Source organism: Alteromonas sp. G4i35 (assembly GCF_054960375.1).
The window spans coordinates 193,035-219,512 of record NZ_JBHNZD010000004.1; the positions used below are offsets into that span (position 1 = coordinate 193,035).

At 45.1% G+C, this 26,478-nt stretch carries 22 protein-coding genes; 13 read left to right on the forward strand and 9 right to left on the reverse strand.

All coding sequences use genetic code 11. The features are described 5' to 3' along the window. Nucleotides 1–53: 53 nt before the first annotated feature. A complete protein-coding gene (locus ACFI6L_RS03785) occupies nt 54–272 on the reverse strand; it encodes a hypothetical protein (RefSeq protein ID WP_014948746.1) in 219 nt (72 codons plus the stop codon). Nucleotides 273–583: 311 nt separating this feature from the next. On the opposite strand from ACFI6L_RS03785, the gene prfB reads away from it, so the two are divergent. After that, nucleotides 584–1,682, forward strand: a protein-coding gene (prfB, locus tag ACFI6L_RS03790) for a peptide chain release factor 2 (protein WP_101563798.1) whose coding sequence is annotated in 2 segments (ribosomal slippage) — nt 584–658 and nt 660–1,682 — 1,098 coding nt in all. Because the reading frame shifts where the segments join, the coding sequence is not laid out codon by codon here. A 23-nt stretch (nt 1,683–1,705) separates the two neighbouring features. After that, nucleotides 1,706–3,274, forward strand: a complete 1,569-nt coding sequence (gene lysS, locus ACFI6L_RS03795) for a lysine--tRNA ligase (protein ID WP_462573439.1) — start codon at nt 1,706–1,708, stop codon at nt 3,272–3,274. 49 nt (nt 3,275–3,323) lie between these two features. Here the strand turns inward: lysS and ACFI6L_RS03800 are convergent, their stop codons facing one another. The 3 genes from ACFI6L_RS03800 to ACFI6L_RS03810 all read right to left on the reverse strand — a co-directional run bounded on the left by ACFI6L_RS03800 (nt 3,324) and on the right by ACFI6L_RS03810 (nt 5,676). Then, nucleotides 3,324–4,265, reverse strand: a complete 942-nt coding sequence (locus ACFI6L_RS03800; RefSeq protein ID WP_462573440.1) for a ketopantoate reductase family protein — start codon at nt 4,263–4,265, stop codon at nt 3,324–3,326. Nucleotides 4,266–4,357: 92 nt separating this feature from the next. After that, entirely contained in the window at nt 4,358–5,110 is a 753-nt protein-coding gene (locus ACFI6L_RS03805) for a pseudouridine synthase (RefSeq protein ID WP_462573441.1), read from the reverse strand. Next, entirely contained in the window at nt 5,110–5,676 is a 567-nt protein-coding gene (locus ACFI6L_RS03810) for an Hpt domain-containing protein (RefSeq protein WP_014948751.1), read from the reverse strand. The genes ACFI6L_RS03805 and ACFI6L_RS03810 overlap by 1 nt, the downstream gene beginning before the upstream one ends. A gap of 337 nt (nt 5,677–6,013) precedes the next feature. Here ACFI6L_RS03810 and ACFI6L_RS03815 point away from each other — a divergent pair, with 337 nt between their 5' ends. The 6 genes from ACFI6L_RS03815 (at nt 6,014) to ACFI6L_RS03840 (ending at nt 12,846) form a co-directional block, all read left to right on the forward strand. Beyond that, nucleotides 6,014–8,899, forward strand: coding sequence for a M16 family metallopeptidase (locus ACFI6L_RS03815; protein ID WP_462573442.1), 2,886 nt, complete (start codon nt 6,014–6,016; stop codon nt 8,897–8,899). 74 nt (nt 8,900–8,973) lie between these two features. Continuing rightward, nucleotides 8,974–10,572, forward strand: coding sequence for a glutamate--cysteine ligase (gshA, locus tag ACFI6L_RS03820; protein ID WP_131138032.1), 1,599 nt, complete (start codon nt 8,974–8,976; stop codon nt 10,570–10,572). Nucleotides 10,573–10,639: 67 nt separating this feature from the next. Further along, nucleotides 10,640–11,278 carry a transglycosylase SLT domain-containing protein gene (locus tag ACFI6L_RS03825; RefSeq protein ID WP_014948754.1) on the forward strand — a complete coding sequence of 213 codons (639 nt, stop codon included), beginning with the start codon at nt 10,640–10,642 and terminating at the stop codon, nt 11,276–11,278. 293 nt (nt 11,279–11,571) lie between these two features. After that, complete coding sequence (locus ACFI6L_RS03830; protein WP_014948755.1) at nt 11,572–12,030, forward strand: hypothetical protein; 459 nt, start codon at nt 11,572–11,574, stop codon at nt 12,028–12,030. A gap of 98 nt (nt 12,031–12,128) precedes the next feature. Further along, nucleotides 12,129–12,542, forward strand: a complete 414-nt coding sequence (locus ACFI6L_RS03835; RefSeq protein WP_014948756.1) for a hypothetical protein — start codon at nt 12,129–12,131, stop codon at nt 12,540–12,542. Nucleotides 12,543–12,720: 178 nt separating this feature from the next. After that, a complete protein-coding gene (locus tag ACFI6L_RS03840) occupies nt 12,721–12,846 on the forward strand; it encodes a hypothetical protein (protein WP_012517787.1) in 126 nt (41 codons plus the stop codon). Between the two features lie 29 nt (nt 12,847–12,875). On the opposite strand, the gene smrB is transcribed toward ACFI6L_RS03840, so the two are convergent. Then, on the reverse strand, nt 12,876–13,526 hold the full coding sequence (gene smrB / locus ACFI6L_RS03845) for an endonuclease SmrB (protein WP_014948757.1): 651 nt from the start codon (nt 13,524–13,526) through the stop codon (nt 12,876–12,878). Nucleotides 13,527–13,678: 152 nt separating this feature from the next. Between smrB and prmB the strand changes: the two genes are divergently transcribed. The 3 genes from prmB to ACFI6L_RS03860 all read left to right on the forward strand — a co-directional run bounded on the left by prmB (nt 13,679) and on the right by ACFI6L_RS03860 (nt 17,092). Then, nucleotides 13,679–14,614, forward strand: coding sequence for a 50S ribosomal protein L3 N(5)-glutamine methyltransferase (gene prmB / locus ACFI6L_RS03850; protein ID WP_462573446.1), 936 nt, complete (start codon nt 13,679–13,681; stop codon nt 14,612–14,614). 9 nt (nt 14,615–14,623) lie between these two features. Next, nucleotides 14,624–15,721 (forward strand): chorismate synthase, encoded by a 1,098-nt coding sequence (aroC, locus tag ACFI6L_RS03855; RefSeq protein ID WP_014948759.1) that lies wholly within the window; start codon nt 14,624–14,626, stop codon nt 15,719–15,721. 153 nt (nt 15,722–15,874) lie between these two features. After that, nucleotides 15,875–17,092 carry an MFS transporter gene (locus ACFI6L_RS03860; RefSeq protein ID WP_462573443.1) on the forward strand — a complete coding sequence of 406 codons (1,218 nt, stop codon included), beginning with the start codon at nt 15,875–15,877 and terminating at the stop codon, nt 17,090–17,092. 28 nt (nt 17,093–17,120) lie between these two features. Here ACFI6L_RS03860 and ACFI6L_RS03865 read toward each other — a convergent pair whose 3' ends face one another. The 4 genes from ACFI6L_RS03865 to sodB all read right to left on the reverse strand — a co-directional run bounded on the left by ACFI6L_RS03865 (nt 17,121) and on the right by sodB (nt 22,787). Further along, on the reverse strand, nt 17,121–18,668 hold the full coding sequence (locus ACFI6L_RS03865) for a SpoVR family protein (RefSeq protein ID WP_014978686.1): 1,548 nt from the start codon (nt 18,666–18,668) through the stop codon (nt 17,121–17,123). A 1-nt stretch (nt 18,669) separates the two neighbouring features. Then, nucleotides 18,670–19,956 carry a YeaH/YhbH family protein gene (locus ACFI6L_RS03870; RefSeq protein ID WP_069943940.1) on the reverse strand — a complete coding sequence of 429 codons (1,287 nt, stop codon included), beginning with the start codon at nt 19,954–19,956 and terminating at the stop codon, nt 18,670–18,672. Between the two features lie 85 nt (nt 19,957–20,041). Next, entirely contained in the window at nt 20,042–21,964 is a 1,923-nt protein-coding gene (locus tag ACFI6L_RS03875) for a PrkA family serine protein kinase (protein ID WP_014975982.1), read from the reverse strand. Nucleotides 21,965–22,205: 241 nt separating this feature from the next. Further along, on the reverse strand, nt 22,206–22,787 hold the full coding sequence (sodB, locus tag ACFI6L_RS03880) for a superoxide dismutase [Fe] (protein ID WP_014948764.1): 582 nt from the start codon (nt 22,785–22,787) through the stop codon (nt 22,206–22,208). Between the two features lie 349 nt (nt 22,788–23,136). Here sodB and ACFI6L_RS03885 point away from each other — a divergent pair, with 349 nt between their 5' ends. After that, nucleotides 23,137–23,487, forward strand: a complete 351-nt coding sequence (locus ACFI6L_RS03885) for a Grx4 family monothiol glutaredoxin (protein WP_014948765.1) — start codon at nt 23,137–23,139, stop codon at nt 23,485–23,487. Between the two features lie 334 nt (nt 23,488–23,821). After that, complete coding sequence (locus tag ACFI6L_RS03890; protein WP_039226539.1) at nt 23,822–26,410, forward strand: TonB-dependent receptor plug domain-containing protein; 2,589 nt, start codon at nt 23,822–23,824, stop codon at nt 26,408–26,410. Nucleotides 26,411–26,478 lie beyond the last annotated feature (68 nt).

The following is a 26,478-nucleotide window of genomic DNA, read 5'->3' on the forward strand; positions in this document are numbered from 1 at the left end:
CAGTGATGTGTTAACACCGTTGATACTCACCGAGTCATTTCTGCACGTTACGGTTAATATTTACGATTGCGATATAGCCAAGTGAAAATTCCGCTTCCCGCTATTAACATTGACGTGGCAAGCCACAATTTAGAAATGGGCGTGCCGTTGGGGCACTGCAACGCCATCGTTGCCCCCGCAAGGTTCTGGCAATCGACGAGTTGGCCCAAGGCCAATACAAAAAGACCGAGAAGTACGCCGATAACGGCATAAGACAAATTATTGAACGACATACTTTTCCTAAAAGATTTTCCAAACAATTCGCACTCTAAACGCACGCGACACTAAGCAATAATGCTCCAAACTAGTGCAGCTGTAGGCTGCCTTTAAAAACGTTTACTCTATTTGTATGGGTTAAGACAGCCTACCCAACAGTATGTGCGCGCCATTGAACGGTGAAAATACTCGCTTCAACGAAGGTGCTTAAAATCCATACGAAAATTAGCACAAGCTCAGTGTCGCAATATTTGCGCCAACCCCTATCAAAATTCCTTCAAATTCGGTACTATCCGCGGTCTTAAATTTTTAACGAAATAAGCGGACTATGTTTGAAATAAACCCCGTTATGAATGCGATAAAAGATATCCGCGAGCGCACTGAAGCGCTTAGGGGGTATCTTTGACTTTGATGCAAAGTCAGAGCGTTTAGAAGAAGTTAGCCGAGAGTTAGAAAGTCCTGACGTTTGGAACGAGCCAGACAGAGCGCAGGCCCTTGGCAAAGAAAAAGTGGCCTTGGAGCAAATCGTAGAGACGATCCACAAGCTCGATCAGGGAACTGAAGACGTTGAAGGTCTTGTTGAATTGGCTGTTGAAGCCGAAGATGAAGATACCTTCGTTGAGGCCCAAAGTGAGCTTGAAGGCTTAATTGAGCAGCTAGAAGTGCTTGAGTTTCGCCGCATGTTTTCTGGTCCTAACGACGAAAACGACTGCTATATTGATATTCAGTCGGGCTCTGGTGGTACAGAAGCGCAAGATTGGGCCAATATGCTGCTGCGCATGTATTTGCGTTGGGGCGAAGCGCACGGTTTTAAAACGGAACTTATTGAAGTGTCGGAAGGCGAAGTTGCGGGCATTAAAAGTGCTACGTTGCGCGTTCAGGGCGAATATGCGTTTGGCTGGCTGCGCACAGAAACCGGCGTACATCGCTTAGTTCGTAAATCGCCGTTTGACTCGGGCAACCGCCGTCATACGTCGTTTTCATCTGCGTTTGTATATCCTGAAATTGATGACGACATCGATATTGAAATCAACCCGTCTGATTTACGTATAGACACCTATCGCGCATCGGGCGCGGGTGGTCAGCACGTAAACAGAACGGATTCAGCAGTACGTATTACCCATGAACCTACGGGCATTGTGGTGCAGTGTCAGAACGACCGCTCGCAGCACAAAAACAAAGATCAGGCGATGAAGCAGTTAAAAGCCAAACTTTATGAGTTTGAACTGCAAAAACAAAACGCCGAAAAACAAGCGATGGAAGACAGCAAGTCAGATATCGGCTGGGGAAGCCAAATACGCTCTTATGTTTTGGACGACTCTCGCATTAAAGATTTGCGCACTGGCGTGGAAACACGCAACACTCAAGCCGTGCTAGATGGCGACTTGGACAAATTTATTGAAGCCAGCCTGAAATCTGGGCTGTAAACCGAACAACGAAGTGAAAGGTTATGACTGACCAACAAACAGACGATAACAAATTGATTGCAGAGCGCCGTGCAAAGCTAAGCGCTATTCGCGAGCAGTGCCGTGCAAACGGTTTCCCAAACAGCTTCCGTCGCGAAAACTATGCGGATGAGCTTCAAGCTAAGTTCGGTGAATTCGACAAAGAAACGCTAAAAGAGCAGGGTAACAAAGTAAGCATCGCTGGCCGTATTATGGCAAAGCGTGGCCCTTTCATGCTGCTCCAAGATATGACTGGCCGTATTCAGGCATACGCAGATAAAGACACGCAAAAAGCGCTTAAAGCAAAATATGGTGCACTGGATATTGGTGACATTATTGGCGTGGCGGGTGACCTACATAAGTCAGGTAAAGGCGACCTTTACGTGAACATGGAGCAATACGAGTTGCTAACCAAAGCACTTCGTCCATTGCCAGAAAAATTCCACGGCTTGAGCGACCAAGAAACGAAATATCGCCAGCGCTACGTAGATTTGATCACAAGTGAACAAACGCGCAAAACGTTCATGATCCGTAGCAAGATCGTAAACGGAATTCGTAACTATCTGACTAAGCGTGACTACTTAGAAGTAGAAACGCCAATGCTACAGGTTATTCCTGGTGGCGCGACGGCGAAGCCGTTTGTAACTCACCACAATGCGCTAGATATTGATATGTACTTACGTATTGCGCCAGAGCTTTACCTTAAGCGCCTAGTGGTTGGTGGTTTTGAGCGTGTGTTCGAAATTAACCGTAACTTCCGTAACGAAGGCTTATCAACCCGTCACAACCCAGAGTTTACTATGCTTGAATTCTACCAAGCGTATGCAGACTACAATGACCTGATGAACCTTACTGAAGATATGCTGCGCACGCTGGCAGAAGATATTCTTGGTACAAGCATCATCAAAAACACAACCAAAGACGCTGAAGGTAACGTAACGTCTGAAGTTGAATACGATTTTGGTAAGCCGTTTGACCGCTTAAGCATGGGTGAAGCTATTCTTAAGTACTGGCCAGAAGCTAACGAAGAAGCTATTCGCGACCCAGAGGCGAACCTTGACGCGCTTAAAGCAATGGCAAAACAGCTTCACATTAAAGAGCCTGAAGTTGATGGCATTTGGGGTGCGGGTAAGTACCTTTGCGAAATCTTCGAAGCAACAGCAGAAGAGAAGCTTATCCAACCTACGTTTATTACAGAATATCCGTGGGAAGTATCGCCGCTTGCGCGCCGTAACGACAACAACCCATTCATTACCGACCGCTTCGAGTTCTTTGTAGGTGGACGTGAATTAGCGAATGGCTTTAGCGAGCTTAACGACCCAGAAGATCAGGCAGAACGTTTTGCAAAGCAGGTTGAAGAAAAAGATGCAGGCGATGATGAAGCCATGCACTTTGACGACGATTATATTCGCGCGCTTGAATATGGTTTGCCGCCAACAGCAGGTGAAGGTATCGGGATTGACCGTCTAGCTATGCTATTTACTGATAGCTCAACAATTAAAGATGTTATCTTGTTCCCACACATGAAGCCTCAGGCGCCAAAAGACGCGCAAGAAGCGGGTGAACAAGAATAATAAAAAATAGCGTCGACCTGCTTATGTAATAAGTAAGTCTGCGCTTTGCCTAAAGGCTGAGCGCCTTAACACGCTCTACTAAGAGGGTATTCTCGGGAACGGGAATACCCTTTTTTGTTGCCATATTTACGATGTAACCGTTGATGGCGTCTATTTCTGTTTGTCTACCGTGGGCCACATCCTGATGCATACTTGAGTAGTTTTCTCCGGTCGCCTTGGCTACAGACAGCACATTTTCATGAACTGATTTTGCATCAAAATCTAGCCCGTAAGCATCCGCTACTTGAGTAAACTCATTGCAAATTGCGATACGGCTTTGTTCAAATTCAGGATTGGCAATGTGCTTATTTTGAATATTGTGAAGCGCCGTTAGTGGGTTAATCACGGCATTAACGGAAAGCTTTGCCCACAATGCTTTTAAAATATTACTTTGGTATTGCACCGGCGGAAGTGCGTTGTCTAACGTCGCAATTGCGCTGGCTAGCTGTGGCGCTATTTGTGAAAGGGCGGCCAATGTTTGAGGTGATGGCTTATCTACATTAGGCGTACCAATTTGCGTTGCGCCAACGCCAGTATACTTAACATGAAAATCGCCGCTCGACGCGCTTACTTTTAACGCGCCATGACTGGTTGTAGCAAGAAGCAACGGATAATCGCCGCCAAGTAGATCTCTTGCGATCTCAAGTCCGCCCATACCGTTGTGAAGCAGCACAACGGTAGGTTGTTGTGTGAGAAAGGGAAGCCATTGCAATAGAGCTGCTTTAAGTTGATATACTTTTAAGGGGATTATCAGCACATCACTTTTAGGTAACACGATAGGTGAAGGCTTCGCAGGTTTTAGCGCAGTGGTTTGGCCGTTTTGCCAGTGTGCGCAAGAGGGCATGGTTTTCATGTCTCTGGGGTAGCAGTCATACGGCACGCCATTTTTCTGGGCGCTTGCAGCAATGAGGCTTCCTATGGCACCGCCGCCAACTATATGTAGTTTACCCATTAGCACCTATTAAACATTCAAAGTAGCTTCTATTTTCTTATGACTATTAGCACCTATTAGGTTAGCACCTATTAGGCCGTTCGCGTTTTCCCCTAGCACACCGGCAAAAAGCGTGCGGGCAGGGAAGGCCATGGATAAGTCCCAGGCGCATTAAGCCCATTGTACCAAGTCTGCACATCGGCTTCGTTTATGACTTCACCTGTATCGAAAGGTGCAGTAACCGATAATTCACCAGAAGACAAAGGTAGGCGCAAATGCCATGCATGAAGATACAGCCTGTCTGATGTCTCACCCCCATAAAGTGTATCACCCAAAATAGGTGCGCCAATGCTTTTAAGCGCCACACGAATTTGATGGGTTTTCCCCGAGTGAGGCTTAACGATAAACCCTCGGGTACCGGGCTTAGCCGCGCTACTGAAAAACTGAGTGATAGCCGGGTTTTCTGTGGTTTTTAGCAAAATCCGCTGGCCGCCTCGACGATTTTTCATATCGCCCATTATCATGCCTTGTTTCTTTTTAGGCTTGTGATCACTTAGCGCCAAGTAGTATTTGCTCACACGTCGTGATGAGAAAAGCTCGCCAATTTCTCCGGCTACAGCTGCATTTTTAGCAAGACACAAGCAGCCCGACGTGCCCGTATCTAAGCGGTGGCATAGATGCAGTTCTGTTACGGCTAACTGCTTTTTTAATCGGGTTACAATGCCGTCTATTTTTTCTGGTTCGCCGTTTTCGGCAATATTTTCTCTAACATCTGCCTCACTGGTGGCATCGTGCATAGCAATGCCAATAGGCTTGTTAACAATAATGAGGTCTGTATTTTCAAAGAGAACGGGGATCGGCTGCACTAGCTATTTTCTAACTCTGAAATGGCTTCTTCATAGTCAAGTTCGTCTACCGCATCGATAATAGCCGAGCGCTTTTCTTGTGGTAGGGCAAGGGCATCTAGCCATTCATCCAGTTTGTCCTGGGCGATAAACTCGCTCGCTTTCAGCGCTGTCATTAACTGTTTTCGCGCTTGCTCAGCTGCTGCTCCATTCGCCGGTGCCGGGGCAGAAGCTGTGACTTCTGGCTCTTTGATCAACGCATCAACCGCAGCAATGGTTTCATCAAGTACTGCGATAAAAGCAGGGTATTGTTCAGCAACGCGTTTGTCGTTTCTAAAGCCGCTTTCTACAGGCTTGCTCGCATTGTGCAAAGCAAAAAGCCCTAGGTTTCCTGTCACGCCTTTTAGTGTGTGAACAAGAGAGTAAGCCTCATTAAAATCACCCTTAGCAACATGCGCCTGCAAGTCAGCATCAAGAGAACGGTATTCGTCCGTAAACTTACCAAGTAAGGTGAACAACAGTTTTTTGTTACCACTTAGCTGTGACATTCCAAAATCAATATCGACTACTGTTGTTGACTGATCCATGCAACTATCCTTTTTATTTCGCAACTTCTATTGGGCTATTTTTATTCCAAATGGAAACCGTTTGTCAGTTCATTCGTACCACTTAGCGAATTCAACTGGCTAAAGCCTATTTTACAAAAGACTATGAAGTGTAAGTGTATTTCAGAAATACACAAATTAATACAATCATAGCAAAGTCGAAGCAAGTAAAGCGCTAAAAAGTCTGGTAGTCTTCGAAAATTCGCTTGCGCTATAGAGATAGCAACCTCTGTTTTCACCCAATAAGCCAAGTACCACTCAGTGAATATAGAGTGAAAAGGCAGAGTGAAGAATGTGTAGTAATTTAAAAGGAATCATCATGTCAGGAAAACTGACCCTACGTACCTTCGTTATGACCATAGGCGTCATTGTAGTAACAGCGTGTCAGCACGTACAGGAAGAGAAGACGAATAACCAACTAAACACAGTAGCTGATTCGTCGAACACCGTGTCTATTCCTTACGAAAAGTACACATTAGAAAACGGACTTACCGTCATTCTCCACGAAGACCATTCTGACCCACTGGTTCATGTTGACGTTACCTATCACGTTGGCTCTGCGCGAGAAGAGGTAGGTAAATCGGGTTTTGCTCACTTTTTTGAGCACATGATGTTTCAAGGCTCAAAACACGTTGCCGATGAGCAGCATTTTAAGGTTATTACGGAATCGGGCGGTAACTTAAACGGCACAACCAATACCGATCGCACAAACTATTTTGAAACCGTACCGGCTAACCAATTGGAGAAAGTCCTTTGGCTAGAATCTGACAGAATGGGCTATCTGTTAGAAGCCGTAGACCAAACTAAGTTTGAAAACCAAAGAGAAACGGTTAAAAACGAGCGTGCGCAGCGTGTGGACAATCAGCCGTATGGATTGCGTTTCGAGCTTAATGGTGAAGCGCTATATCCTGAAGGGCATCCATACTCGTGGATGACTATCGGCTATGTAGAAGATTTAGACCGGGTTGACGTCAATGACCTAAAAGCCTTTTTTAAGCGCTGGTATGGCCCGAACAATGCGGTCCTAACTATTGGTGGCGATATCGACGTAACCAAAACCAAAGCGTGGGTGAACAAGTACTTTGGGGAAATCCCATCAGGACCTAAAGTAGAAGAGCCTGAGCCTCAGCCAGTAACGCTAGACGAAACCCGTTATGTAACGTTAGAAGATAAAGTTCATCTTCCGCTTCTGCAAATAACTTATCCTACAGTGTATGGTCGCCATGAAGACGAAGCGCCACTGGACGTATTGGCCGATATTTTAGGCGGTGGAAAAACCTCACTGTTTTACAAAAACCTAGTGAAAGAAGGCATGGCGGTGCAAGCCGTGGTGTCTCACCCTTGCCGCGAACTTGCCTGTGAATTCCAGCTACTCGCTCTGGCTAACCCTGCAAAAATTACCTCACTTTCTACTCTCCAGAACGTACTGAATGAAACCCTAAAAGAGTTTGAGACACGTGGTGTAACGGCAGATGATTTAGCGCGTACAAAAGGACAAATTGAAGCGCGTACGGTATTTGGCTTACAAAGTGTGTCTGGCAAAGTGTCAGCCCTCGCCGCTAACGAAACCTTTTACCAAACGCCAGATTTGATTGCCGAAGATATTGCGCGCTATAACGCCGTAACTGCTGAAGACGTTATGCGTGTTTACAATAAATACATTAAAGACGCCAATAGCGTTGTATTAAGCGTGGTGCCCAAAGGGCAGGTTCAGCTCGCTGCGGCTGAGCAGACCTTTGAACGTCCGGTGAGAAATATTGAAATCGATACGGTAGAAGTGTCTGAAAATGAAGCTGTTACCAGTGCCCTATCTACCAATACCGCCCCTAGCTTTGATAGAAGCGTAATGCCGAAAGCCGGTGAGGCACCGGTTGTGGAAGTTCCTGATTATTGGGAATCTGAACTTGCTAACGGCATTGAAATACTTGGCGTAACCAGCACCGAAACGCCAACGGTAACGCTTACATTAGGTATGGATGGCGGCATGTTGCTAGACCCTGAAGGTAAAGCGGGTACGGCCTACTTAACCGCGTTACTTATGAATGAAACTACAAAGCATTACAGCAATGAAGAATTAGCTAGCGAACTTGCAAAACTGGGTAGCGCTATCCGATTTAGTACTGCAGGTAGATACTCACAGGTTTACGTGTCTACTTTAACCAAGCATTTAGATGAAACCTTAGCGCTATTAAAAGAAAAGCTGTTCAACCCTGCGTTCACTCAAGAAGATTTTGACCGCATGAAAGAGCGTGTTGTACAAGGCTTGCAGCAACAAGCGAAAACGCCGTCTAGCTTAGCCCGCCGCGCGCGTGACCTCGTTTTGTTTGGTGAAGAGAACCGTGTCAGCCTGCCGGATGAAGGCACGCTGCAAACTGTGCAGAATATCACGTTGGAAGATGTTAAAACGTTCTATGCCAATTACTATTCGCCAGATAAAGCGAGTATCGTCGTTGTTGGTAACTTACCGAAAAAAGACATGGTGAATACACTAGACTTTATTGGTCAGTGGAAGGGGAATTCCTATGAATTTGCTGATTACAGCGATTTTCCCAAGTACGAAGAAAACCAAATCTTCCTAGTGGATAGCCCAGAAGCGGTTCAGTCGGTAGTATTTATTGTTGATAGAAGCTTACCTTTTGATGCGACAGGCGATCACTTTAAGTCTCGCCTTATGAACTTCCCATTAGGGGGAGCATTTAATAGCCGCATAAATCTGAACCTTCGAGAAGATAAAGGCTTCACCTATGGAGCAAATAGTGGTTTCGTTGGTGGCAAAACCCTTGGCTGGTTTGAAGCAAGTACCGACCTCACTGCTGCTAACACAGGTGAAGGTATCGCTGAAATTTTAAAAGAGATTAATCGCTACCGCACTGAAGGTGTAACCGAGGAAGAAATTGCGTTCATGCGCAATGCCTTTACGTTAAGCGACGCACTTGAATTTGAAACACCTACCAGTAAAGCGCGCTTTTTAAGGCAATTGCTTAGCTATGGTCTTGATAAAGGCTATCGTGAAGAGCAGCTTGCTATTATCAACAATATTGATAAGAAAACGATGGATACCTTGGCAAAGCAATATTTGAATCTTGATAAGATGCAAATTATTGTAGTAGGCGATAAAGCTAAAATTTTGCCTCAGTTAAACGCGCTATCGATGCCAATTATCGAGTTATCAGTAGAGAGTAATACCCGAGAAACGTTAAACTGATAGATTGATTTTTGTTGAATTTACATTATTGCCCCCCATAACAGGGGGCTATATTGACATAACGGACCACCATTTTGACTGTAGACTCATCCCGTTTTGAAGCGCGCATTGCTGCGCTTAAGTCACCCGAATTTCTCGCTGCGCTAAAAGACATCAAGCGCGGCGTTGAGCGCGAAGCCCTTCGTATAAACCCGAACGGTACGTTGGCACAAACACCCCATCCTAAACCGCTGGGATCTGCGCTAACCCATGATTCAATCACCACAGACTTTTCTGAATCGTTGCTTGAATTCATTACGCCGCCAGAAAACAGTGCTGCCAAAACGATTTCTCAGTTAAAAGATATCCATAAATTCGTTATTGATAATATTGGTGAAGAGCAAATATGGCCGCTAAGTATGCCATGCTTTATAGATGATGAAGCGCACATTCCCATCGCCTATTTTGGTGAGTCAAATGTGGGCAAGATGAAGCGTGTATATCGCATTGGTCTGAAAAACCGCTACGGCAGTATGATGCAGGCAATTGCCGGCGTGCATTTCAACTTTTCTCTTCCCGAAACGTTTTGGAAGCTATGGGCTGAACTGAACGGAAAAGAACATTCTCAAGAGCAGACTTCAGCCGATTATTTTGGGCTTATCCGCAACTACCGCAGGTTGTGTTGGCTTATTCCTTATTTGTACGGTGCATCCCCTGCATTATGTGGATCGTTTTTAAAAGGAAAGCAGCATGCGTTACCTTTTAAAAAGGTAGGTAAGGGCACGGTATACATGCCATACGCGACATCACTTCGCATGAGTGATTTAGGCTACACAAGTGCAGAGCAATCGTCGCTTAAGATTTGTTACAACAAGCTAGACAACTATGTCACCTTGCTGCGCGATGCGATGAATACGCCGTCATCCCGGTTCAGCCAGTTTGCTGCAGGCGAAGAGGGCAATTATCAACAGTTAAGTCGCAACATCATTCAAATTGAAAATGAACTGTACTCGCCTATACGCCCTAAGCAGCCTACTCAGTCAATGGAAAAGCCAACAGACGCTTTGGTTAGACGCGGTATCAGCTACATTGAAGTGCGCGCTCTAGATGTAAATCCATTTTCGGCAATTGGTATTTCACAGACGCAATTCGATTTCTTAGATGTTTTCTTAGTGGCGTGCTTACTAATGCCAAGTGCAGAACTTGACGAAGCGCAGCTTAAAGAAGCTAAAGAGAATATGAATAAAGTGGTGTTAGAAGGGCGAAACCCTGATTTGCTCCTGCAAAATGGCGGAGAAAATATTTCACTACCCAAATGGTGTGCCTCTCTGTTTAAGTCCTTCGAGCAAGCGGCCGAATTACTCGATTTAGCCAATGATACGTCCCGTTATACACAAGCGGTGAACGTCGAGGCTGAAAAAGTGGCGGATCCGGCGCTAACACCGTCAGGTAAACTACTTGCTACTTTGCTAGAAAGCGACAAAGATAATGGCGTGTTGGGCTTAGAACTGGCACAAGCTTATCAAGCTGAGATGAAGTCTTTTGAATACACGGATACGGATGCTGCTGGTTTTGCTGCCCAAGCTGACGTGTCGTTTGCTGCTCAAAAAGAAATAGAAGCTGCTGATGTGAAAGACTTTGATACATTTATTCGTGATTATTTCGCTGAGGCCCCAGCAAAAAAAAATGCCTGACATAGGTCAGGCATCGAAGGGTTCCAGGGAAACACACATTTTACTAGAACATTAGTTAAGACAAGCTATGAACCAAAAGTTCAAAAAATTGGTTGTTTTTTTATCAACTCTCATCGTTCTTTTTCCGCTGTTTATCGCTGGGTGTGCAACTACGCCTCCTAAAGACATCAGTAATTTGTGCGAAATATTCTACGAAAAGGACGATTGGTATGATGCAGCAGCTGATGCCCGCGATAAATGGGGTGTGCCTATACATGTTCCAATGGCCATGATGTATCAAGAAAGTTCCTTCCGCCACGATGCGCTTCCACCGCGTGATTACGTTTTCTTCGGGCTTATCCCTTGGGGGCGTGTTAGTTCGGCTTATGGCTATTCACAAGCGAAAACACCTACCTGGTCTGACTATATGAGAGAAACAGATAACAGTGGTGCGGATCGTGATGATTTCGAGGACGCTATCGACTTTATGGGATGGTTTATTTACAAGTCGCAAAAAGTGAACGGTATTTCTAAATGGGACGCCTACGCGCAATACCTTAACTATCACGAAGGATGGGGCGGGTACAAACGCAGAAGCTATGATAGAAAGCCGTGGCTGAAGAAAGTGGCGTCAAAAGTTAAAGCGCGCTCGCTGCGCTATGCTACGCAACTTAAAACCTGCGAGGAAGATCTTCAAAAAGGTTGGTTTATGAAGCTGTTTAGCTAAATTAAAGAAGCGAGAAAAAGCGACGTGATAGTCGCTTTTTTTATGCGTCTATGAACGTTGATTAAGATAAGTAGAAAAATATATTGAAGAAAAAAATTGAGGGATAGACGGGCGTCTATCCCTCAGCGACGCTAAGCCAAGACCGTTTTTTACCCAACGTCGAACAGGCATTTACAAGATAGTGTAAATGAGAATGATTTGCAATACCTTTTTGTGAATTAATTTTATCCCTCAATATGCAACAAATTTATCTGGCCCTAATCTTGTTCTATACTTTTCAAGTGGAGGAACGTATGGATATAGACAAGTTTAGTGCGCATGGAGAGGTCCACGCTCATTTTCAAGCAGAGCAAAATATTCTACATATAGACTTAGTAGGTCCGTTTAATCTTGAGTTCATGCAAAAGTATGAGCGTGTGGTTGGCGCACAAAGAAAGAATATTGATACACCGTGTTGGGGAAGCTTAGTAAATGTGCATGGTCTAGCACTTGCGCCCATGGAGGCTACTAACGCTGGGCAAGAAATTGTTAGTAAAGCCGTAGCATTGGGACTAATCGCCACGGCAGTGGTGCTTCATGAACCAGAAGGTGTGGCAATGCAAAAGAAGTTTTGGTCTCGTGTTTATGAATCTTCAACACTAGCATTCGAATACTTTGACGACACTGCTCAGGCAACACTGTGGTTGAGTGAAAAAGTACTTGCTTGTCTGCAGGCCCACAATGTTAATCAGTTCAATAATGCCAGACGATAGCCATAACAGTCCTAACTAGGCGAATTCGCCCTGTCAAAACTGATCTTTGCTCAGTGCTCCACTCTACCAATTGAATGAAGGCATAACAGGAGGTAGCCATGGTAGGTAGTCAGCATCAATACCGTTTTTTCAACGTCAACAATGTTCTATTTGATATACCAAGCAATGTATACGACGATAGCGTTGTCGACGGATGGTTTAGGAATATCGCAAGAGAGGGTCAGAAACTTGATAAGTGGGTAATTCTATCTATTCCCGACAAAAGTTTAACGATTACACATACTGCCGCATCTCAACTTTGCTCACGGCTTCCCTTTCTGAGAACGTATGGGTGTTTGGGTTTTCTTTTGCTTGCGAACCATGTAAACGCCAAAATTTTTCAACACAGTCTTCGAGCAACACCTCCCAATTTTGATATACAAGTTAGTGAGTCGATGGAGCAGCTGTGCCGTAATGCGGAGGCCTTGCTTGGTTATGAGGGAAACTTGAACATATTCAATCGTTACAACTAAGTATGGCAAAGCCCCAATTGTGATGGCGCGACAAATATGCGGATTGGTATTAACTGTATGTTGACCTGGATCAAATAATTAGGCCGACAGCTAACGACTAGAAATCGAATTTGATCTGGATCACATCCTCTATCTAACGCCTCTTCTACTATTTACTTAGTTGAAGAGGAGATTACTTATGTTGTGGACTATGATGAAAGACCCCGTAGTATGGGGCTCACTACTCGGTATAGGCATTATTGTAGCGATGATGATGTATTACACTTATTTGTTTATGCACAACAGTGCAGATGAAGACAAATAAGTCACCATGTATGGCTGTCCAGGCGCAAATTAACGCTTGTTGTTTTGAAGCGGTATGTCGATGAGTACCAATAGTGCTGCTTGTCCACCGTATTCGAGGGGCGCTTGATGAAATGCACGTACGTGTGGGTGCTGAACTAAGTAATGGGGCAGGGCGGCTTTTAGCACGCCCTGACCAAAACCATGCATTACACACACGCAATCTATCAGTTCTTTTCTCGCCGTGTGAATAAGTGCGGCAAGCTCGGCTTTTGCCATCTCTCGGGTAAGGCCATGTAAATCTAAAGTCATTTCTGGCGAGTAGTCGCCGCGGCGCAGCTGCTTCAAAATATGCGTAGACTCACCTTCTTGGCAAAAGCGCATGGGCCCTTCTTGCGGCAACGCTGCCTGGTACATATCAGAAAAGTCGAAGCTTGCCGCTAATTGCTTACTGTGTTTTAGATGTTTACCTTTTACCTGCTGTGACTTCTTAAATAACTCAACTTGCTTATCAGGCTCAACTTTATCTTGTGATAAAGGCGTCACCCCCTGCATTGCATCGGCAAATGAAAAGGTCTCTTCCTCGGTATTCGTAGACATATTTCCATTACGGGCGCCTTCCTGTCTCGCCTGACTTTTATGGCGATGAGGTTCAGAAAGTTGCTTCTTCAATGCTTTGAGTTCTTTTTTAAAGGTTTTCATCAACGATAGCTTGGGTAAATACACTCGAGTTTAACGATTCAAAACGCCTAAATTATAACGAATAGAAAGATTCGGTACGTAGTTAATTATGTGAATCGGTATGAAGTTTGGGTATGATACCAGCTTTGAAATTTTTGATGTACCCAAACGCCATGACCGATAAGTTTTACCTCGAAGAAGCCATTGAAGATCTGCATACCCTGTTAGATATGACACGATGGGCAACCAGCCGTTTTAACGATGCGGCTTTGTATTTTGGTCATGGTACTGACAATGCATGGGATGAAGCGACAAGCCTAGTTATGCAAGCCTTACATTTGCCTCATCCTATATTGGAACAAGTTGGAGACAGCGTAATGATGTCTCGCTTAACGAAAAGCGAGCGAGAGAAAATTGCAGAGCTTGTTTTAAAGCGCGTGCAAACTCGCATGCCATTACCTTATATCACAAACGAAGCCTGGTTCTGCGGTATGCCGTTCTACGTAGACGAGCGAGTGCTCATTCCTCGCTCTCCATTTGCTGAACTTATTCAAAAAGAGTTTGCGCCATTTGTAGAATCTACGCCTAACAGTATTCTTGATATGTGCACGGGCGGTGCGTGTATTGCTATTGCGCTTGCTCATGCATACCCAGAGGCGCAGGTAGATGCCGTTGATATCAGCACAGATGCATTGGAAGTGGCCGATATCAATATTCAGGAGCATGGTCTTAGTCACCGTGTTTATCCCATCCAGTCTGACCTGTTTTCAAGTTTAGAAGGGCAGAAATACGACCTTATCGTGTCTAATCCGCCTTATGTTGACGCAGAGGACATGGCTGACTTGCCTGAAGAGTATCACCACGAGCCTGAGCTTGCCCTTGCCGCAGGTGAAGACGGTCTGGAACTGGTTGATATCATGCTTAAAGAGGCGCCAACTTACCTTAATGACGGTGGCTGGTTATTCGTTGAAGTTGGAAATAGCGAAGTGCACATGAGCGAAAGGTTTCCCGGGTTAGAAGTGATTTGGCTTGAATTCGATAACGGTGGTTCAGGTATTTTCGCCGTGCGCAAAGACACACTAGTACAGTATTTTAGTAGTAAGGATTAATAGTTAATTATGTCAGGTAACAGCTTCGGAAAACTTTTCACTGTAACCACGTTTGGTGAAAGCCACGGCATTGCAATTGGCGGTGTAGTAGACGGTTGCCCTCCAGGACTTGAGATCACTGAAGAAGATCTTCAGGTCGATTTAGACAGACGTAAGCCCGGCACCTCTCGTTATACTACGGCGCGAAGAGAAGACGATGAAGTACAAATTTTATCTGGCGTATTTGAAGGTAAAACTACTGGCACCAGTATTGGTTTATTGATTAAAAATAAAGATCAGCGAAGCCAAGATTACGGCAATATCAAGGACCGCTTTCGTCCGGGCCACGCTGACTATACCTACGATCAAAAGTACGGAAGCCGTGACTACCGCGGTGGTGGTCGCTCGTCTGCACGTGAAACGGCTATTCGCGTAGCCGCAGGTGGTATTGCGAAAAAGTACCTTAAAGAAGTGCACGGTATTGAGGTATTAGGCTATTTGTCTCAGCTTGGGCCGGTGACAGTAGATAAGGTTGATCACAGCGTAACCAATACTAACCCGTTTTTCTGTCCTGATGAGTCTAAACTAGACGCGCTGGACGAGTACATGCGAGACCTTAAAAAGTCAGGCGACAGCATTGGCGCGAAAGTATCGGTTGTTGCGAAGAATGTGCCTGTAGGCCTAGGCGAGCCTGTTTTCGATAGGCTAGATGCTGAAATCGCCCACGCCATGATGGGAATTAACGCCGTGAAAGGCGTGGAAATTGGTGATGGTTTTGATGTTATTAATCAAAAAGGCAGTGAACACCGCGATACGCTTACTCCTGAAGGATTCACATCTAATCATGCAGGTGGCGTGCTAGGCGGCATCTCTACCGGTCAGGATATTGAAGTACACATGGCGCTTAAGCCGACCTCAAGTATTTCGGTTCCCGGTAAAACTATCAATAAAGACAATGAAGAAATCGATATCGTCACCAAAGGTCGTCACGACCCGTGTGTGGGTATCCGTGCTGTACCTATTGCTGAAGCCATGCTGGCACTGGTATTGATGGATCATCTGCTACGCCACCGCGCGCAAAATGCCGGTGTGCAGTCGACCACGAAACCAATTGCGGGTCAGGCATAGCAGTTTTTTAAATCGCAAGACCGCAATGCCAAGACTGCGACGTTAACGCGGATTAAAGATACACGCAGCATGAGCGCATGTTGCGCTAATTAATTTTATCATTCGCCACTGCCGGTTCTGCGCTAGTGGCGTTTTTGCATATGGAGATGTGAATTGTCACCAAATGGCCTAAACGATGCCAACAATACTGCGGCGAGCCCAGCAAGCAGCAAAACCGGCCTCTTTATTCTTGCTATCACCTACTGGCTTTACTTCGGTCAGCTTGGCGTGCTTGTGCCTTATTTAGGTATCTTCCTTGATGGGCGGGGATTTTCCTCTGCCGAAATCGGTGAACTTTTTGCTGTTATAACGCTAGCGCGTATTTTAGGGCCAGGCCTGTGGGCTGGCGTGGCCGATAAAACGGGTAATGCCATTGGCGTAATGCGTTTAGGCTGCTTGCTCACCGTACTAACTTTCAGTTCGGTGTTTTACTTCACCAGTTTTTGGGGGCTTACGTTGGCTTTCGGGTTGATGATGATGTTCTGGACAGCGGTGTTGCCTCAACTTGAAGTTATCACGATGAACACGGTGGCGAAAACCAATGCCACGTATGGGCAGGTAAGGCTATGGGGGAGCGTTGGCTTTATTTGTTTGACGGTAGGTGTGGGTAAAGCCCTAGATATTTTTTCTACCGATACGCCAGTGCACGCCAGTATTGGCGTACTCGCGTTACTGTTCATCAGTACCTTGTTCATACGTGCGCCCAAAGAAGCTGCACCTGAAACGTCTACGGCGGGAAGTATTTGGAAATACGCCAAACAAAAACCTTTCGCCATCTTTATATTCGCTTCAGCGTGCTTGCAAATTAGCTTTGGTGCGTATTACGGATTTTTCGCACTTTACATGCGCGACCTTGATTACAGCGGCCAACAAACTGGCATCTTTATCGCGCTTGGGGTACTCGCCGAGGTGGGGATATTTCTTATTGCCCGCCGTCTGATTAGCAAGTTTGGCGTGTGGAATTTATTGTTTGTGAGCATCGCACTGACAGGGCTTCGCTGGTATGTCATGGCGGCATTCGCTGATACCTTTATGGTGATTGTGTTGAGTCAGCTTATTCATGCGTTAAGCTTTGGTTTAACGCATGCAGTATCGGTGCATTTTATCCACCAGTTCCTGCCGAAGGCGTATCAAAGCCGAGGGCAAGCGGTATACATCAGTATAGCGTTTGGATTAGGTGGCGCATTTGGAAACTACATGGCAGGGCAGCAGTGGCAGCAAGGCACTAACGCCTATGAGACGTTCGTTACCGCAGCCGTTTTTGCAGCAATAGGCGCACTGTCATTGTTACTGTGTTCCAGAAAAGAAATGGAAAGTGCAAAGGCAGCTTAAAATCTTGTTCTGAGGGCTGACCGCAGGCTTATGCCTGCGGTGCACGTTTACACTCTGATATCACGTCAATACCATCATCACCATTGTCTTGCTCTAAACGTACATCAAATTTCCACAGCCTGTGCAGGTGGCGCATAACTTCATCTTTTGAATCACCTAGCGGAATTCCTCGCTGAGGAATATAGCGAAGAGTAAGCGAACGGTCGCCTCTCACATCAACGTTATGTACCTGAATGTTGGGTTCTAAATTACTCAAATTGTATTGAGCAGACAGCTTCTCTTTAATAATTTGATAACCCATTTCGTCATGAATAGCGCTCACCGCAATAAAGGGCTTGGTGGTGTCATCTTCAAGGGCGAATAACTTAAAGTCGCGAATAACTTTAGGCGATAAAAACTGACTGATAAAACTTTCGTCTTTAAAATTTTCCATGGCGAAATGCACGGTCTCAAGCCAGTCTTTTCCCGCAATACTTGGAAGATATTTATAGTCTTCTTCAGTGGGAGACTGACACACCCGTTTAATATCCATGAACATGGAAAAGCCTAACGCATACGGATTGATGCCAGAGTAATAAGGGCTGTTGTACTCTGGCTGCATAACGACGCTTGAATGACTGTGCAAAAACTCCATCATGAAGCGGTCGCTGACCAAACCCTCGTCATACATCTCATTTAGAATGTGATAGTGCCAAAAACAGGCCCATCCTTCATTCATTACTTGGGTTTGTTTTTGCGGATAAAAATACTGCGAAACTTTCCGTACAATACGCACAATTTCACGTTGCCAAGGTTCAAGTAAAGGTGCGTTTTTTTCAATAAAATAAAGCAGGTTTTCTTGCGGTTCTTGTGGAAAACGAATTTTTTCTTTGTGTTTGCTATGCGGGCTATTTGGCAGGGTGCGCCAAAGCTCGTTCACTTGCGATTGCAGGTAGGCCTCGCGCTCTTCTTGTCTGTTTTTCTCTTCTTGTAACGAAATTTTCTGCGGGCGTTTGTATCGGTCAACGCCGTAATTCATTAGCGCGTGGCACGAGTCGAGCATATTTTCGACTTCATCAAATCCATATTTTTGTTCGCATTTAGCAATGTAGTTTTTAGCAAAGACCAGGTAGTCGATGATAGAGCTGGCATCGGTCCAGGTTTTAAATAAGTAGTTGCCTTTGAAGAATGAGTTGTGACCGTAGCACGCATGAGCCATAACGAGCGCTTGCATGGTAATGGTGTTCTCTTCCATTAAATACGCAATGCAGGGGTCAGAGTTAATGACGATTTCGTAAGCCAGCCCCATTTGTCCACGACGGTATTGTTGCTCAGTTTGAATAAACTTTTTGCCAAAGCTCCAGTGCGTGTAGTTAAGCGGCATGCCGATGCTGGCGTAAGCATCCATCATCTGCTCTGCGGTGATCACCTCAATTTGATTGGGATAGGTGTCTAACTTAAATTTTTTGGCGATGCGATCGATATGTTGCTCATACTCTTCGATAAGTGGAAACGTCCAGTCGGGCCCATCGCTTAATAAGTGGCGTTTTGATGTTTCAGGCTTGCTGTTTTCTTTTGCCATAGCGTCGGTTGTCATATTAGGCTCCTTGCTGCGCATCTTGTTCAGAGCGTTTGAATAGCTCTCTGAACACAGGATAGATGTCGGCCTGTGTTTGTATGTGCTTACATACAAAGTTGTCGTGAGTGGCGGCCACTTTCTCGTATTCTCGCCACAAACTTTGGTGCTGCCTCTCGGTTATTTCAATATAGGCATAGTAACGGGTTGCGGGTAGCAGTTTAGCGGTAAGCAAGTCACGACACTGCGGCGAGTCATCAGCCCAATTATCGCCATCTGACGCTTGTGCTGCATAGATATTCCAATTTCCATCGCTGTAGCGCTCGCGAACGACTTCATCCATTAGCTTCAATGCACTTGAAACAATAGTGCCGCCGGTTTCTTGAGAGTAGAAAAACTCGTGCTCGTCTACTTCTTTCGCTTGCGTGTGATGACGAATGTACACCACGTCTACGTTTTCGTAGGTTCGCGTCAAAAAGAGATACAGCAAGATATAAAACCGTTTAGCCATATCTTTGGTGGCTTGGTCCATAGAGCCAGATACATCCATTAAACAAAACATTACGGCTTTGCTTGAGGGAAGCGGGCGTTTGTCATAGTTCTTAAAGCGCAAATCGAAAGTATCAATAAAAGGCACTCGGGCTATTTTGGCTTTAAGTGCTTCAATTTCTTCTTTTAATGCATTTATGGCTAACGTATTGTCGTGCTTGTCTTCTACAAGCAGGGCAAGTTTTTCTTCAAGCTCTCTTAGTTTCTTTCTATCACTTCCGCTTAAGGCAATACGCCTTGCCACAGAGCCTTTAAGCGAGCGAACGATATCTAAATTACTTGGCACGCCATCGGTCTGATAACCTGCGCGATAGGTTTCGTATTGGGTGACTTTATCAAATTGATTTTTCTTTAAGTTGGGAAGCGCTAAATCTTCAAAAAGTAGGTCTAAATATTCGTCTTTGGATATAGAAAATACGAACTCATCTTGGCCTTCGCCTTCATTGCTAGCGTCGCCTTCGCCTGCGCCCTTGCCACCGCCGCCTGGCGGCCTATCAATTTTATCACCCGCTGTGAATTGGTCGTTGCCGGGGTGGACAATATCTCTACTGCCGCCGCGGCCGGTATGAAAAATAGGTTCAGAGATATCTCTGGCTGGAATGCTAATTTGCTCGCCAGAATCTAAATCGGTAACAGAACGTTTACCCACTGCATCAGAAACAGCGCGCTTTATCTGCTGTTTGTAACGCTTTATAAAGCGCTGGCGGTTTACCGTACTCTTACCTTTGCTGTTTAACCTTCGGTCAATAAAATGCGCCATACACACCTGCTTGTCTTGTTGTGAACTACAAATACCCGTGCTGAAGCACGCATTACACGCGCTTCAGCACCACATGCGTTTAGCGCTAAGACGCTTTACGTACGCGCAGGTACCATTCACACAGCAACCGAACTTGTTTTTGCGTATATCCCTTCTCGGTCATACGATTTACAAAGTCGTCGTGTTTTTTCTGCTCCTCTGCAGAGCCTTTGGTGTTGAAAGAAATAACCGGCAGTAAGTCTTCCGTGTTAGAAAACATTTTCTTCTCAATCACGGTGCGAAGTTTCTCGTAACTGGTCCATGCTGGGTTTTTGCCGCCGTTATTTGCACGGGCTCTCAAAACAAAGTTAACGATTTCGTTACGGAAGTCTTTCGGATTACTTATTCCTGCAGGCTTCTCTGTTTTTTCTAACTCAGCATTCAGTGACGCTCTGTCGAACAGCTGTCCGGTTTCTGGGTCGCGATACTCTTGGTCTTGGATCCAGAAATCAGCATAGGTTACATAGCGGTCAAACAGGTTTTGCCCATATTCAGAATACGATTCTAAGTAAGCCGTTTGAATCTCTTTACCAATGAATTCCACGTAGCGAGGAATGAGGTAGCCTTTCAAAAACTCCAAATACTTATCAGCGGTTTCTTGAGGGAACTGCTCCCGTTCAATTTGACGCTCTAGTACATAAAACAAATGGACTGGGTTTGCTGCCACTTCTTGGTGATCGAAGTTAAAAACCCGAGAGAGGATCTTAAATGCAAAGCGGGTGGATAACCCTTCCATGCCTTCATCGACACCGGCGTAGTCGCGATATTCTTGATAAGACTTGGCTTTCGGATCGGTGTCTTTCAGGCTCTCGCCATCATACACGCGCATTTTAGAAAATAGACTGGAGTTCTCTGGCTCTTTCAAGCGCGATAACACCGTAAACTGCGCTAAACACTCTAGTGTGTCTGGCGCACAGGGCGCGCCGTTAAGCTCGCTGCTGTCTAGTAACTTTTTGTAGATCTTAATTTCTTCACGTACTCGCAAACAGTACGGTACTTTTACTATATAGACACGGTCTAGGAAGGCTTCGTTATTCTTATTGTTTCTAAACGATTGCCACTCAGACTCATTTGAGTGCGCAAGTATAAGCCCATCGAAGGGAAGGGCAGAGAAGCCCTCTGTTGGGTTGTAGTTACCCTCTTGAGTTGCGGTTAATAGTGGATGCAGCACCTTAATCGGTGCTTTGAACATCTCCACAAATTCCATTAAGCCTTGATTGGCCTTACATAGTGAACCTGAATAACTGTAAGCATCAGGGTCGTTTTGTGCATATTGTTCTAAGCGGCGAATATCAACTTTACCCACCAAAGATGAAATATCTTGGTTGTTTTCGTCACCGGGTTCGGTTTTAGCGATACCCACCTGGTCGAGCACTGATGGATAAACGCGAACCACCTTGAACTGGGTAATATCGCCATTGAATTCATGCAGGCGTTTGCGTGCCCACGGCGACATAATGGTTTTTAAGTAGCGCTTAGGAATGCCGTACTCTTTTTGTAAAATGTCGCCATCTTCTTTGACATCAAACAGACAGAATGGATGGTCGTTAACAGGCGAGCCTTTCAGCATGTAAATAGGTACGTGTTGCATCAGTTCTTTAAGTCTCTCTGCCAGAGACGATTTACCGCCACCCACTGGGCCGAGCAAATAGAGAATTTGTTTCTTCTCTTCAAGACCTTGTGCGGCGTGTTTAAGGTAAGAAACGATTTGTTCTATGGCTTCTTCCATGCCATAGAATTCTGAAAAAGCTGGATAACGAGAAATAACGCGGTTTGAGAAAATGCGGCTAAGTGCCGGGTCGTTGGCAGTGTCGATTAATTCAGGCTCACCAATAGCTTGTAGCAAACGTTCTGCTGCATTTGCATAAGCGGTTTGATCCTCTTTACAAATTTCAAGGAACTCCCCAATGGTGAACTCTTCCTGTTTTCGCTCTTCATAGCGACTTTGATAGTGTTCAAAAATACCCATGAATACCCCTTAAATACGGAACCCCGTAATTTCAGCTTAGTAGGTATTTGGGAAAACGATAGTAATTATTGTGTATAGTTTTTAATCTTTTCGTCTAATGAAAAATGCAACTTTAATAAGAATTTAGTGTCACTTAATGAACAATAGTGCATAAAAAAAGCCCCGCTTGGAAGCGGGGCTTTTTATAACTGATACTTTACGCTGTTAAGAGCGCAAGGCGCTTAACGCTTCAGTCTTTGGCTTATGCAAAGTTGCTGCTTGCGAATTCCCAGTTAACCAGCGCCCAGAAATTTTCTAGGTACTTAGGACGCGCATTGCGGTAGTCGATGTAGTAAGCGTGTTCCCAAAGGTCAACAGTAAGCACTGGCGTAAGGTCGTCGCCAGAAATAGGCGTTTGCGCGTTGCTTGTGTTAACGATATCTAGGCTGCCGTCTGCAGTTTTAACTAACCACGTCCAGCTTGAACCGAAGTTGTTAACCGCTTTATCGTTAAATGCTGCTTGGAAGTCTGCAAATGAGCCCCATTTCGCGTTGATAGCTTCTGCTAGCGCGCCTGTTGGCTCACCGCCGCCATTCGGGCTTAGACAGTGCCAGTAGAACGTGTGGTTCCATACCTGCGCTGCGTTATTGAAAACACCGCCGTCAGAAGATTTGATGATTTCTTCTAGGCTTTTGTTTTCCATGTCAGTACCTTCAACTAGGCCGTTAAGCTTAGTTACATAAGTAGCGTGGTGCTTGCCATAGTGGTACTCAAGCGTTTCAGCAGAAATATGCGGTTCTAGTGCATTTTGTTCGTATGGTAATGCTGGTAATTCAAAAGCCATGACGGTCTCCATGTTGGTTTAGTATTGTAGTCTAAAGCCCACTTATCTTCGCCTGTTCAATAAGTGCATATTAATTCTATGTTCAATATACTGCTTTAGACGCTAAAGCATATCCCAAATGTGGGGATAAAGTCCTATAACTCAATGACAAAAATGTGAATTTTTTTTCAAAAGTTAAAATGTGACACTAATTTGTATTGCAATGTATGGGTAGATAACGATCCAGAGGTTGAAAAGATCAATTCAGCTATGGGTAATTAAACATAAAATTATGATACCCTTTCCCTTGATAAATCATTCATGCATTCCCATCTAACTGGGAATACACTTTTGTGCTCAGAGGAATCAAATGGATAATACTGAAAATCAATCAACGCTAGATAGAATCAAGCAGCAAATCGAAGAAAACCCAATTTTGTTGTATATGAAGGGTTCTCCTAAACTACCTAGCTGTGGCTTTTCTTCACAAGCATCGCAAGCGTTGATGTCATGTGGCGAACCATTTGCTTATGTAGATATTCTTCAAAACCCAGACATCCGCGCAGAACTACCAAAATATGCAAACTGGCCGACATTCCCGCAACTATGGGTTGAAGGTGAGCTTGTAGGCGGTTGCGATATCATTATTGAAATGTTCCAACAAAACGAGCTTCAACCGCTTATTAAAGAAACGGCTGCAAAGTACAAAGAAGCAGAGTAAATCTTGTTTCCATGTACAAATCTTTAGGTTTGTAAAAAACGATTTAAAAGCCGGCTTATAGTCGGCTTTTTTTATTAAAACCCGCCAAAAATCCCGCACTTTTATTCCCGTAAAAATTATATAGACAGGTCAGAAATTAAAATCCTCTACGGAGTGAAAAAATATTTTTATTTTGTCGAAAAAGGTTTGTTTTTTAATATCTTGCGTTCTATAAAAAACACCATCTGACCGCAAATGAGTCAGTGTTGAAGGTAAAAAATAACAACTACTCTGAGCATTTTTTTAATGTGTTTAAAACGCTGAAGGTGTCTTAGAGAAACTCCGGGAAACCACCATGAATACAACCTTGTCTTTATTGACCAAAAACGTGCGTGGCGTATTAGCCGCATCAGCTGCGTTTTCAGTAATGGCCGCTGCACCTGTTTATGCGCAAGAAGCTGAAGAGAGTGCTAAGGCCGAAGATTTTGAACAAATTGCGGTAGTTGGTTCACGTGCAGCGCCTCGCTCGGTCGCTGACTCAGCGGTGCCAATTGATATTATTTCTGACGAAGAGTTTAAGCAGCAGGGTGCCACTGATATGGTATCTATGATGCAGACTGTTGTTCCGTCTTTTAACGTAAACGACCAGCCGATCAACGATGCTTCAACGCTTGTTCGTCCTGCTAACCTTCGCGGTATGGCATCAGACCACACGCTTGTGCTTGTAAATGGTAAGCGTCGTCACCGTTCTGCGGTTATCACTTTCCTTGGTGGTGGTCTTTCTGACGGTGCACAAGGTCCTGATATTTCTGTTATCCCAGCAGCGGCATTAAAGCAAGTGGAAGTACTTCGTGATGGTGCAGCAGCACAATACGGTTCTGATGCAATTGCGGGTGTAATTAACTTCGTACTTAACGATGCATCAGAAGGCGGTTCGTTTGAAGCCCGTTACGGCTCTTTCTACGAAGGCGACGGCGACATGATTCAGATGTCGGGTAACGTAGGTCTTCCTCTATCTGACAAAGGCTTTATTAACCTTTCAGCTGAATACCGTACTGCAGACGACACATCTCGAAGTGTACAGCGTGCCGACGCTGCTGCATTGATAGCGGCTGGGAACACTTTTGTAGCAGATCCTGCGCAAATTTGGGGCTCACCTGAAATCAAACACGACATCAAACTTTTCGCTAATGCAGGTATAGAGCTTTCTGCTACCTCAGAAGCTTACATGTTTGGTAACTACGCCGAGCGTGAAGTTGAAGGTGGTTTCTACTTCCGTAACCCACACAATCGTGGTGGTGTGAACGACGGTGGTACAAATGACGATGGCGAGCAACTACTGCTTGTTGGTGATTTAACCGGTGATATGTCAGGTAACTGTCCAACCGACATCGTAGTTGGTGATAACGTACTAGAGAACCCGCGTTATATTAACGAAGTTCAGAACAATCCTGACTGTTGGGCGTTCAACGAAATGCTGCCAGGTGGTTTCACACCTCGTTTCGGTGGTACGGTTACAGATATGTCACTTGTCTTTGGTACGAAAGGCGAACTTGACCACGATATCACGTATGACGTGAGCTTGAACCTTGGCCAAAACGAAGTTGACTTTGCTATTAGCAACACTATCAACCCGTCTTTAGGTCCAGAAACACCTACAGAATTTAGCCCAGGTCGCTATACGCAGTCTGAGCAAACCCTTGATATTGATTTCACTAAGCCGTTCGATGTTGGTTTATATGAACCACTATTCGTGGCAACTGGTTTCCAATATCGCAACGAAAGTTATGAGAGCTTTGCAGGTGACACTGCCTCTTATGAAATAGGTCCGCTGGCGACACAAGGCTTTGGCATTGGCTCAAATGGTTTCCCTGGCTTGGCGGCCAATAGCCAAGGTCGTGTGTCCCGCAACAACATCGCACTGTACATTGACGCAGAAGCGTATATCACTGAAAACTTCATGTTAGCCGGTGCGCTACGTTATGAAGACTTCTCTGATTTCGGTGACACAACGAAAGGTAAGATTGCTTTCCGTTGGCAAGCACTTGAGAACATCGCTTTCCGTGGTGCGTTCTCAACAGGCTTTAAAGCACCTACCCTTGGTCAAAGCAACGTGCGTAACGTAACTACCGCGTTTGGTACAGGTGGTGAACTTATTGACCGTGCAACACTGCCTCCGACAGATCCAGTGTCTCAACTTAAAGGTGGTGAGCAGTTAACGCCTGAAGAGTCAGAAAGTATCACGTTTGGTGTGGTAGCCGATTTCGATAATGGTCTATTCATTACCGCAGACTACTACAACATCGAACTGACTGACCGTATCAGTACTGCCTCTGGTATTGCGCTGACTGAAGAAGACATTGCCACGCTGCTTGAGCAAGGTATCAACGATGCGTCTAGCTTCTCTGAAATCAGCTTCTTTACTAATGATTTCGACACCACCACCGAAGGTGTAGACGTAGTAGCGAACTATTCGATGGATATGATGGGCGGTGAAACTAAGTTCTCACTTGCATATAACTGGACGTCTACAGAAGTTGACCGCGCGTCGGACAATATCTCTGATTTCCGTATTCGCATGCTAGAAGATAACCTTCCAGCGGTACGTTACAGTGCAACAGCTAACCACACTAATGGCGACTGGCGCTTCCTTGCGCGAATGAACTACTACGGTAGCATCTTCGAAGATCACCTAGACTCTGCATTGCCGATTGACAAAGTAGGTTCTGAAATTACGTTCGACTTTGAAGTGGCATATAACTTCACTGAAGAGTTCACGGTAACTGTTGGTGCTAAGAACGCGTTTGATGAATACCCTGACGAAAACAATACTGATGCAGGTGGTATCACCTATGCACAGATTGCCGGTTCAGCGTATCCGACAACATCACCAATTGGTATTAACGGTGGCTTCTACTACCTAAGAGGTGTTTACACTTTTTAATAGGTAAGCAATTACCTATAAACCAAACTTTCACTTAATGTTTCAAAGTTAAGGGGGCATTAGCCCCC

Excerpts from the sequence above, each read along its gene's own strand:
- ACFI6L_RS03785 (WP_014948746.1), bottom strand. The coding sequence starts at position 272 with ATGTCGTTCAATAATTTGTCTTATGCCGTTATCGGCGTACTTCTCGGT.
- lysS (WP_462573439.1), top strand. The coding sequence starts at position 1,706 with ATGACTGACCAACAAACAGACGATAACAAATTGATTGCAGAGCGCCGT.
- ACFI6L_RS03800 (WP_462573440.1), bottom strand. The coding sequence starts at position 4,265 with ATGGGTAAACTACATATAGTTGGCGGCGGTGCCATAGGAAGCCTCATT.
- ACFI6L_RS03810 (WP_014948751.1), bottom strand. The coding sequence starts at position 5,676 with ATGGATCAGTCAACAACAGTAGTCGATATTGATTTTGGAATGTCACAG.
- ACFI6L_RS03815 (WP_462573442.1), top strand. The coding sequence starts at position 6,014 with ATGTCAGGAAAACTGACCCTACGTACCTTCGTTATGACCATAGGCGTC.
- ACFI6L_RS03825 (WP_014948754.1), top strand. The coding sequence starts at position 10,640 with ATGAACCAAAAGTTCAAAAAATTGGTTGTTTTTTTATCAACTCTCATC.
- ACFI6L_RS03830 (WP_014948755.1), top strand. The coding sequence starts at position 11,572 with ATGGATATAGACAAGTTTAGTGCGCATGGAGAGGTCCACGCTCATTTT.
- ACFI6L_RS03835 (WP_014948756.1), top strand. The coding sequence starts at position 12,129 with ATGGTAGGTAGTCAGCATCAATACCGTTTTTTCAACGTCAACAATGTT.
- ACFI6L_RS03840 (WP_012517787.1), top strand. The coding sequence starts at position 12,721 with ATGTTGTGGACTATGATGAAAGACCCCGTAGTATGGGGCTCACTACTC.
- smrB (WP_014948757.1), bottom strand. The coding sequence starts at position 13,526 with ATGAAAACCTTTAAAAAAGAACTCAAAGCATTGAAGAAGCAACTTTCT.
- prmB (WP_462573446.1), top strand. The coding sequence starts at position 13,679 with ATGACCGATAAGTTTTACCTCGAAGAAGCCATTGAAGATCTGCATACC.
- aroC (WP_014948759.1), top strand. The coding sequence starts at position 14,624 with ATGTCAGGTAACAGCTTCGGAAAACTTTTCACTGTAACCACGTTTGGT.
- ACFI6L_RS03865 (WP_014978686.1), bottom strand. The coding sequence starts at position 18,668 with ATGACAACCGACGCTATGGCAAAAGAAAACAGCAAGCCTGAAACATCA.
- ACFI6L_RS03870 (WP_069943940.1), bottom strand. The coding sequence starts at position 19,956 with ATGGCGCATTTTATTGACCGAAGGTTAAACAGCAAAGGTAAGAGTACG.
- ACFI6L_RS03875 (WP_014975982.1), bottom strand. The coding sequence starts at position 21,964 with ATGGGTATTTTTGAACACTATCAAAGTCGCTATGAAGAGCGAAAACAG.
- sodB (WP_014948764.1), bottom strand. The coding sequence starts at position 22,787 with ATGGCTTTTGAATTACCAGCATTACCATACGAACAAAATGCACTAGAA.
- ACFI6L_RS03885 (WP_014948765.1), top strand. The coding sequence starts at position 23,137 with ATGGATAATACTGAAAATCAATCAACGCTAGATAGAATCAAGCAGCAA.
- ACFI6L_RS03890 (WP_039226539.1), top strand. The coding sequence starts at position 23,822 with ATGAATACAACCTTGTCTTTATTGACCAAAAACGTGCGTGGCGTATTA.